At 46.3% G+C, this 9,127-nt stretch carries 10 protein-coding genes and 1 pseudogene; 8 read left to right on the top strand and 3 right to left on the bottom strand.

The window, feature by feature from the left end; all coding sequences use genetic code 11:
- Together AB4496_RS08305 and AB4496_RS08300 are read left to right on the top strand one after the other, a co-directional pair.
- A partial coding sequence (locus tag AB4496_RS08305; protein ID WP_372130801.1) for a methyl-accepting chemotaxis protein occupies window positions 1–454 on the top strand: 454 nt, incomplete at its 5' end.
- A gap of 160 nt (window positions 455–614) precedes the next feature.
- Window positions 615–1,502 carry a DMT family transporter gene (locus tag AB4496_RS08300; RefSeq protein WP_009847914.1) on the top strand — a complete coding sequence of 296 codons (888 nt, stop codon included), beginning with the start codon at window positions 615–617 and terminating at the stop codon, window positions 1,500–1,502.
- A gap of 33 nt (window positions 1,503–1,535) precedes the next feature.
- Here AB4496_RS08300 and epmA read toward each other — a convergent pair whose 3' ends face one another.
- Window positions 1,536–2,507 (bottom strand): elongation factor P--(R)-beta-lysine ligase, encoded by a 972-nt coding sequence (gene epmA / locus AB4496_RS08295; RefSeq protein ID WP_009847915.1) that lies wholly within the window; start codon window positions 2,505–2,507, stop codon window positions 1,536–1,538.
- Window positions 2,508–2,991: 484 nt separating this feature from the next.
- Here epmA and frdA point away from each other — a divergent pair, with 484 nt between their 5' ends.
- The 4 genes from frdA to frdD are packed head-to-tail and all read left to right on the top strand — an operon-like array spanning window position 2,992 to window position 6,353.
- Window positions 2,992–4,815 (top strand): fumarate reductase (quinol) flavoprotein subunit, encoded by a 1,824-nt coding sequence (gene frdA, locus AB4496_RS08290; RefSeq protein ID WP_009847916.1) that lies wholly within the window; start codon window positions 2,992–2,994, stop codon window positions 4,813–4,815.
- Window positions 4,815–5,579, top strand: coding sequence for a succinate dehydrogenase/fumarate reductase iron-sulfur subunit (locus tag AB4496_RS08285; protein WP_009847917.1), 765 nt, complete (start codon window positions 4,815–4,817; stop codon window positions 5,577–5,579). Before frdA ends, AB4496_RS08285 begins: the two co-directional genes overlap by 1 nt.
- A gap of 1 nt (window position 5,580) precedes the next feature.
- Window positions 5,581–5,964 (top strand): fumarate reductase subunit FrdC, encoded by a 384-nt coding sequence (gene frdC / locus AB4496_RS08280; protein ID WP_004733341.1) that lies wholly within the window; start codon window positions 5,581–5,583, stop codon window positions 5,962–5,964.
- 11 nt (window positions 5,965–5,975) lie between these two features.
- Window positions 5,976–6,353 (top strand): fumarate reductase subunit FrdD, encoded by a 378-nt coding sequence (frdD, locus tag AB4496_RS08275; protein WP_009847918.1) that lies wholly within the window; start codon window positions 5,976–5,978, stop codon window positions 6,351–6,353.
- Window positions 6,354–6,575: 222 nt separating this feature from the next.
- On the opposite strand, the gene efp is transcribed toward frdD, so the two are convergent.
- Window positions 6,576–7,142, bottom strand: a complete 567-nt coding sequence (efp, locus tag AB4496_RS08270) for an elongation factor P (protein WP_009847919.1) — start codon at window positions 7,140–7,142, stop codon at window positions 6,576–6,578.
- A gap of 33 nt (window positions 7,143–7,175) precedes the next feature.
- Between efp and epmB the strand changes: the two genes are divergently transcribed.
- Together epmB and AB4496_RS08260 are read left to right on the top strand one after the other, a co-directional pair.
- Entirely contained in the window at window positions 7,176–8,198 is a 1,023-nt protein-coding gene (epmB, locus tag AB4496_RS08265; RefSeq protein WP_009847920.1) for an EF-P beta-lysylation protein EpmB, read from the top strand.
- A 143-nt stretch (window positions 8,199–8,341) separates the two neighbouring features.
- The gene (locus AB4496_RS08260; protein ID WP_009847921.1) at window positions 8,342–8,830 is read left to right on the top strand and encodes an MgtC/SapB family protein; all 489 of its coding nucleotides are present in this window, start codon (window positions 8,342–8,344) and stop codon (window positions 8,828–8,830) included.
- Between the two features lie 127 nt (window positions 8,831–8,957).
- Here the strand turns inward: AB4496_RS08260 and AB4496_RS08255 are convergent.
- A pseudogene (locus AB4496_RS08255) lies at window positions 8,958–9,127 on the bottom strand (sensor domain-containing diguanylate cyclase); the annotation flags it as partial.

The raw sequence follows: 9,127 nt of genomic DNA, 5'->3' as shown, positions 1-9,127 counted from the left end.
TGCAGCGATTGAAGCCGCACGAGCGGGCGAGCAAGGTCGTGGGTTTGCAGTTGTCGCCGATGAAGTGCGAGTGCTCAGCCAAAGAACGCATGGCTCGACGGAAGAGATCCGCGTGATGATTGATACACTGCAGAAAAATACCGAACATGCCGTTGAAAGCATGACCACCAGCACTCAGTTAGCAGAGAACAGTGTTGGCTTCGCAGAACAAGCTCATGGCAGCCTGACTAAAATCACTCAGGCAATCACTGAAATCAACGATATGGCGCTGCAAATAGCGAGTGCTGCGGAAGAGCAACGCGCGGTCAGCGAAGACATCAGCCGTAATACGCAAGGAATCAAGGATGCCTCTGATGACCTTGCACAGCAAGCTGAAAGCAGTCGCAATAGCTCAAATGAAATGAGTAGCGCTGCCGAGTCGATGCGCCAGGACGTGGAGCGCTTTAAGGTATAGTGCGACTCAAGCAAAGTAAGTGAACCACACCACCGAGCGACAGCTGACATAAACTAATAACTGAAACAAAGTAGTTCTTTCATAAGAATCACTTTGTTCTCAGTTCGGTTTGATGCATATTGATGAGCTAATTTATCCCAGACACAAGGATGTTATTCAGATGGGATTTGAATGGTTAGCTCTAGCTGCCGCTTTTCTTTGGGCTATTGCGAGCCTAATGTCAGTAAAGCCTGCCCAACACTTAGGTTCTTTCGCCTATAGCCGTTGGAGAATGGGTTGTACCGCGATCATCTTATCAAGCATGGCTTGGTTTACCGGAGGTTGGTCAACTGTCGAAGCCAATCTAATCACGCCGATGATGCTATCTGGCCTGATTGGTATATTCATTGGTGATACCGCCCTATTTGCCTGTTTGAACCGAATGGGACCGCGCCAAGCGGGTTTACTGTTCTCTTGCCACGCCGTGTTCTCGGCGATTCTTGGTTACTTCCTGTTTAGTGAAAGTATGACCTCTATTGAGCTGATTGGCTCGGCTTTGGTGTTTAGTGGTGTATTAACTGCGATATTCTTTGGTCGTCGAGGACAAGCCAACAACCAGCTTGAAACCATCAAGGGCACCGTGTGGATTGGTGTCGCACTGGGAATCACCGCAGCGATCTGCCAAGCATTGGGCGGCATCATTGCCAAACCCGTGATGCAAACCAGTATCGACCCTGTTGCCGCTTCTGCCATTCGAATGATCACCGCTTTTGTTGCTCACTCCGCATTTCGTTTAACAGGCGCCAAACTTTCACGCGCACTTAACCCAATGAATAAGCAGATATTCGCGATTACCGCGGTTAATGGTTTTCTAGCGATGGCAGTAGGAATGACGTTGATTTTGTATGCGTTGCAGGAAGGTAATGTCGGTATGGTCGCTCTGTTATCTTCAACTACACCCATCATGTTGTTACCGATACTTTGGCTTTACACCAAGCAGAGACCAAATGCCTACGCTTGGATCGGTGCCATTGTTGCCGTAGTGGGTACTGGGATTCTGGTCAGCTAGCCAAACCGTCAGTAAGACTAGCTGAATAGAGAGCTAAGAACGTGGGAAAGGAAAAGCCGTCACATCATCGATATGGTCATAACCTAACGCCAGCATGATCAGACGGTCGATACCCAAAGCAACACCCGCACAGTCTGGTAAGCCTGCTTTTAATGCCTCAATCAAGTGATGATCAATCGGTTGAGGTGATAAGCCCATCTCAATACGTTTGGCATTATCATCTTCAAAGCGCTTAAGTTGTTCTTGCGGTTTATCTAACTCGTGGAAGCCGTTTGCTAACTCAATTCCTTTGAAATACACCTCAAAGCGATCGGCGACTCGTGAATCGTTTGGATTGATCTTAGCTAACGCTGCTTGCGATGCTGGGAAGTCATACACAAACGCAGGCACCTGCTGGCCTATTTTCGCCTCGACCCCAATACTGAAAAGAAGCTGCAATAACGTATCGCGATCTTGCTCGGGGTCAGCTATGTCGCTGAGCCCTAGTTTCGCAGCTGCTTGCTTTAGCGTATCCATCGAATCTTCCAGCGGACAAACACCTAACACATCAATAAAGGCTTGTTGGTAAGTCATTCGCTCTGCTATGCCTGATTTAAGTACCTGCTGTAACAGCAGATCCATCTCATCCATCAGATCATGATGATCAAAACCAACGCGATACCACTCCAACATAGTGAACTCAGGGTTGTGATAACGGCCATTTTCTTCATTGCGAAAAGATTTACAAATTTGGTAAATACAACCGCTTCCGGCAGCCAACAAGCGTTTCATATGAAACTCTGGGCTAGTCATAAAGAATAGTGGCTGGCCGTGCGCATAACCAGGCCCTACGAATTCAGTTTTGAAGGTATGTAAATGCACATCCGTCACCGTGGCGTGGCTCATCGCAGGCGTATCCACTTCCATCACGTTTCGCTCAACAAAGAACTGACGAATTTGATTAAGGATATCAGCACGTTGCTTTAACTGCTTAATGGTTGCGGCCGGTTGCCATGTAGAGTGCATTATTGAGTTCCATATTACTGAATTCTAGACGACGAAAATTACCACCTTTCATCGCTTTTGTAAGCTTCTATCTTTCTATTCTTGAAAGCGAAATGTTGTTTTAATGAAGCCAGAAAATTACGTTCTACAATACAATTATCAATACAGATTTTACATCCACATTGATAACAAAAATCATACTCAACAAGCCGTTAACACAAGCCCTGTGGGCTAATCGTTATCAACAATTGATTGCCGTGATTGCAGTCACATAACCTATAAATTCTATGCCTCCATATGCACTACCGACCTAAAAACCCAAATGCATCAACTTTTCGAATACCTTCCTCTCTTACACTGAACCTACCACTTAAGGCTTAGGGGTAATAAACGGTTGATGCCGTTTACGTACTATTAATTAGTAAGTAACGCCAATTAGTAAGTACTACCAATAAGCTTTTTATAATAACAAGCGGAATACTCCGCATCACACTGGAGAATAACTGTGAAGACAATTACCACAGATATCGCAGTCATCGGCGCAGGCGGCGCTGGTCTTCGTACAGCAATTGCAGCAGCTGAAGCTAATCCTGAATTGGAAGTTGCACTGATTTCTAAAGTTTACCCAATGCGTTCGCACACGGTGGCAGCAGAAGGCGGTTCAGCAGCGGTAATTAAAGACGAAGATAGCCTAGATAACCACTTCAACGATACTGTTGGCGGTGGCGACTGGCTATGTGAACAGGATGTTGTTGAATACTTTGTTGAAAACTCGACTCGCGAAATGATCCAAATGGAACAATGGGGCTGCCCATGGAGTCGTAAAGAAAACGGTGAAGTAAACGTACGCCGATTCGGCGGTATGAAGGTAGAAAGAACGTGGTTCGCAGCGGATAAAACCGGCTTCCACATGCTTCATACTCTGTTCCAGACTTCGATGAAGTACGACACAATCAAACGATTTGATGAGTACTTTGTGGTGGATTTGCTCGTTGAAGATGGCGAAGTACAAGGCCTAATCGCGATTCACATGTCTGAAGGTGAGCTTGTTACCATCAAAGCAAAATCTGTTGTTCTAGCAACCGGTGGCGCAGGTCGTGTTTACCACTGTAATACCAACGGCGGCATCGTAACTGGCGACGGTATGGCAATGGCTTATCGCCACGGTGTACCACTGCGTGACATGGAGTTCGTTCAATACCACCCAACAGGCCTCCCGGGCACTGGCATCTTGATGACCGAAGGTTGTCGTGGTGAAGGCGGTATCATCGTCAACAAGAACGGCTATCGTTACCTGCAAGATTACGGCATGGGCCCTGAAACTCCAGTGGGCGAGCCGAAAAACAAATACATGGAACTGGGTCCTCGTGACAAAGTTTCTCAAGCATTCTGGCACGAGCAGCAGAAAGGCAACACCATCAAGCACCCGCTTGGTGATGTCGTACACCTTGACCTTCGCCACCTTGGTGAAGAGTACCTGCAAGAGCGTCTTCCGTTTATCTGTGAGCTTGCAAAAGCGTACGTAAACGTTGACCCAGCAAAAGAGCCAATCCCAATTCGTCCAACCGTTCACTACACCATGGGTGGTATTGAAACCAACGGTACGTGTGAAACTCGCATTAAAGGGCTATTCGCTGTTGGTGAGTGTGCTTCAGTTGGCCTACATGGCGCAAACCGCCTAGGGTCTAACTCTCTTGCTGAATTCGTAGTTTTCGGCCGCGTAGCCGGTGAACAAGCCGTGAAACGCGCAGCTGAATTCAAAGGCTGGAACGAAGAGTCTATTGCTAAGCAAGTGAAAGCGGTTGAAGATCGCATCGCTGGCATCTTGGCTCAAGAAGGCGATGAGAACTGGGCTGATATCCGTACTGAAATGGGTCACACCATGGAAGCGGGTTGTGGTATCTACCGTCAAGAAGACTTGATGCAAGAAACCATCGACAAAATCACTGAACTGAAAGCTCGCTACAAGAAGATCAGCATTAAAGACAAAGGCAAAGTGTTCAACACTGACCTACTTTACGCTATCGAAGTGGGTTACGGCCTTGAAGTTGCCGAAGCGATGGTTCACTCAGCGATCCTTCGTAAAGAGTCTCGCGGTGCACACCAACGTCTAGACGACAACTGCACAGAACGTGATGACGTGAACTTCCTGAAACATTCTCTATCTTTCTACAACGAAGATGCAGCACCAACTATCGACTACAGCGGCGTTAAGATTACTAAATCTCAACCTAAAGCTCGTCTATACGGTGAAGCAGCCGAGAAAGCCGCTGCTGCTGAAAAAGCGGCAGAAGAGAATGCGAAGAAGAGCGAAGAGGAGCAAGCATAATGTCAGCGAATCGAATCCAAAAAATTGAAATCCTGCGTTATGACCCTGAGCACGATGCAGAACCTCACTTTCAAACCTTTGAAGTTCCATTTGATGAAACCATGTCGGTACTTGATGCGATTGGTTACATCAAAGATAACCTAGATAAAGACCTGTCTTACCGTTGGTCTTGTCGTATGGCGATTTGTGGTTCTTGCGGCATCATGGTTGATGGCGTGCCAAAACTGGCATGTAAGAGCTTCTTACGTGACTACCCGAACGGCTTCAAGATCGAGCCTTTAGCTAACTTCCCAATCGAGAAAGATTTGATTGTCGACATGACACCGTTCATCGAACGCCTTGAAGCAATCAAACCTTACATCATTGGTAACGACCGTAAACCAGAAGACGGCACTAACATCCAAACTCCAGAGCAAATGGCGAAGTACAAACAGTTCGCTGGCTGCATCAACTGTGGTTTGTGTTACGCAGCGTGTCCTCAATTTGGTCTAAACCCTGAGTTCATTGGCCCTGCGGCACTTGCTCTTGCTCACCGCTACAACCTAGATAGCCGTGACAATGGTAAAGCTGAGCGCATGAAGCTTATCAATGGCGACAACGGTGCTTGGGGCTGTACGTTTGTAGGTTACTGTTCTGACGTTTGTCCGAAGAAAGTAGATCCAGCAGCAGCTGTAAACCAAGGCAAAGTTGAGTCTTCAATGGACTTCGTTATCTCGATGTTCAAGCCTGATGGATCGCAAGTAAAAACAGCAGAGGAGGCATAATATGAGCAACCGTAAGCCTTATGTTCGTGAGATGAAGAGAACGTGGTGGAGCAACCATCCGTTCTACCGCTTCTACATGCTACGTGAAGCGACTGTACTGCCTTTGATTCTATTCACTCTGTTCCTAACCTTCGGTTTGGGTTCGCTAGTGAAAGGGCCTGAAGCGTGGGAAGGTTGGTTGAGCTTTATGGCTAACCCTGTCGTTGTTGGTATCAACATCGTGGCACTGCTAGGCAGCTTACTGCACGCTCAGACCTTCTTCAGCATGATGCCTCAAGTAATGCCAATCCGCCTTAAAGGCAAATTGGTAGATAAAAGAATCATCGTACTGACCCAGTGGGCAGCGGTGGCATTTATTTCTTTAATCGTTCTGATGGTGGTGTAAGGAGCTTCGTTATGAACACAAATTACAATGTTAACCACAATCCGAAACGCTCTGATGAACCAATCTGGTGGGGCCTATTCGGCGCTGGCGGTACTTGGTTCGCGATGATTACACCAATCACCATTCTAGTGCTGGGTATCTTGGTGCCAATGGGCATTATCGATGCGGATGCAATGAGCTACGAACGTGTCTCTGAGTTTGCCACCAGCATTATCGGTGCGCTATTCATCATCGGTACGCTAGCACTGCCAATGTGGCATGCAATGCACCGTCTTCACCACGGCATGCACGACCTTAAGTTCCACGTCGGCGTTGCTGGTAAAGTGGGTTGCTACTTCGTTGCAGGCCTAATCAGCGCGCTATCTGTTATCTTCATTTTTATGATTTAACAGTTAAGAGCAGATTCGAGATTCGGGTAACTGAGATTCGAAGAGTTTAAGAACGAAAATACTAGAAGCAGAACAGGATTATCTTGTTCTGCTTTTTTGTTACTTGTCGAATCTCGTTTACTCGAATCTGCTCTTCTCCGATCGCCAGATACAAAAAAGGCCGCTCATAAGCGACCTTTTCTATTTCACTGAGCCACCTTAAACAAGATGGACACAATCAAATTACTTCACACGACCAACGTATTCGCCAGTACGAGTATCAACTTTAACAACTTCACCGATAGCGATGAATAGAGGAACACGAACTACCGCGCCTGTTGCTAGAGTTGCAGGTTTACCACCCGTACCCTGTGTATCGCCTTTAAGGCCAGGATCAGTTTCAGTTACTTCGATCTCAACAAAGTTTGGCGGAGTAACAGTGATAGGGTTATCATTCCACAACGTTAGAGTACAAACGTCATTTTCAACTAACCATTTTGCTGAATCAGCGACTGCTTTTACGTCTGCTGCGATTTGCTCAAATGTTTCGTTGTTCATGAAGTGGTAGAATTCGCCGTCGTTGTATAGGTAGCCTAGTTCAACGTCAACAACATCTGCAAGCTCGAAGCTTTCGCCTGACTTGAATGTTTTCTCTAACACTTTGCCTGACAGCAGTTTACGAAGTTTTACACGGTTAAACGCTTGGCCTTTACCTGGCTTAACGTATTCATTGTCGATAATTGCGCAAGGCTCGTTATCTAACATGAATTTTAAACCGCCTTTGAATTCATTGGTGCTTACTGACGCCATGATTTTCTCTTCCACATCTTTGAGTTAATTTCAATGCCGCATATCATAACCCGAAAAGTCGAATCTGTTGAGCAAAACTGGCTCAAACAACTATCGAATGCGATCTCTGACCCGACAAAACTGCTTGAAGCATTGGAAATAGACCCAACACCGTGGCAAAAAGGATTCGCAGCACGTGAGCTGTTTTCACTTCGAGTTCCTCTTAGCTTTGTTGAGCGAATGGAAAAAGGCAATCCACACGACCCTTTGCTAAGACAAGTTTTACCGCTAAGTGAAGAGTTTGATGTGCACCAAGGCTATTCTGCTGACCCCTTAGAAGAGCAAGAAAACGCGATTCCGGGACTACTACACAAATACAAAAGCCGCGCGCTAATGATCGTGAAAGGTGGCTGCGCGATTAACTGCCGTTACTGCTTTCGCCGTCATTTCCCTTATCAAGATAACAAAGGATCTAAGTCTGTTTGGCAAACTAGCCTCGATTATGTGGCTCAACATCCCGAGATCAACGAGGTGATCTTGTCTGGCGGCGATCCTCTTATGGCCAAAGACAGCGAACTAGAGTGGCTGATCAATGCTATCGAACAAATTCCACATGTGAAAACCGTTCGAATTCACAGCCGATTACCTGTCGTGATTCCGGCGCGAGTGACTGATGAACTATGCCAAACATTAGCTAACACTCGTCTTAAAGTAGTCATGGTTAGCCATATTAATCATGCCAATGAAATCAACTTAGAGCTCAAGCAGGCCTTCCATAAGCTGAAGCAAACTGGTGCGACTCTGCTCAACCAAGGCGTAATGCTAAAAGGCGTAAATAACAGCGCTAGCTCATTGAAAAAATTAAGTGAAAAGCTATTCGACGCCGGTATTTTACCTTACTACATGCATGTACTTGATAAAGTTCAGGGAGCTGCTCATTTCTATATCTCCGATGAAGAAGCGAAACACCACTTTAAGGGATTAATCTCTGAGGTTTCTGGCTATCTAGTACCTAAGTTAACCCGTGAAATTGGCGGACGCAGTAGCAAAACACCACTCGACCTAAACATTGAATAACGAGCGAGCTTCAAAAAGCGACTAAGCTTATCTGTAACGACAACACGTTGCTAAATGCACCTTCACGACAAAAATTTTTTGTTCGATCGTCCGGTCTATTATTAGCATACTCGGCTCTATTCTAAATTCTTAGGAGGGGTGATATGTCACAATTTATAGAACAAGCTCTCAACCTTGCCCCCTTTAGCTGGGCAGGCCTCGCAGCATGCATGTTGTGTGGTTCTTTAATCGGAATCGAAAGGCAAACACGCGGTAAACCCGTCGGGATCCGGACATCGATCCTTATCATTAGCGGTACTTACTTCTTCCTCACCATGGCGATTAGCCTATCCCCCAACACTCTCGATCAAGCTCGTGTACTTGGTCAGATAATTACGGGGGTTGGATTCCTTGGTGCTGGGGTAATGATGACATTGGATGGAAAGATTCATGGTGTAACGTCAGCGGCGATTATCTGGGTACTCGCTGCATTAGGTATGATGATCGCACTTGGCCACCTTTCGCAGTCGGTTATTATCACGCTAATGGCGCTAGTGATTCTGCTTGGGGTAGACAAGGTAGAAAACAGCTTCCAGAGCTTACGCCGTGGTGTTCACCAGAAGTGGATGAGAAAAGTCCGCGTGAAGAAGTAACACCTCGTCGGAAGACACTTGGCCTTATCTGCATTTTATTCTTAGCTACTGTTTCATCTTAAGGGTCTTTTTCCTTAGATAAAAAAGAGCCTAGCAAACGACTAGGCTCTAAACTGCAGTTCACAGATTAATGTACGTGAATAGACACTTGATTCTTGCCTGCGGCCTTCGCCTTATAAAGCTGCTCATCTGATGAACGAATACTCTGGTTTTCCCACAAGTGTCCAATGCTGTCGAACTTGAACAGAGAGTAAAGCGTCGCTCCCCCAGAGACTGATATATTAATCTTGTCACCGG

Source organism: Vibrio sp. 10N.222.46.A1 (assembly GCF_041473595.1).
Lineage (GTDB): Bacteria > Pseudomonadota > Gammaproteobacteria > Enterobacterales > Vibrionaceae > Vibrio > Vibrio tasmaniensis_A.
Note: the sequence above shows the minus strand (reverse complement) of the source record. Positions and strands in the feature narration are given on the sequence as shown.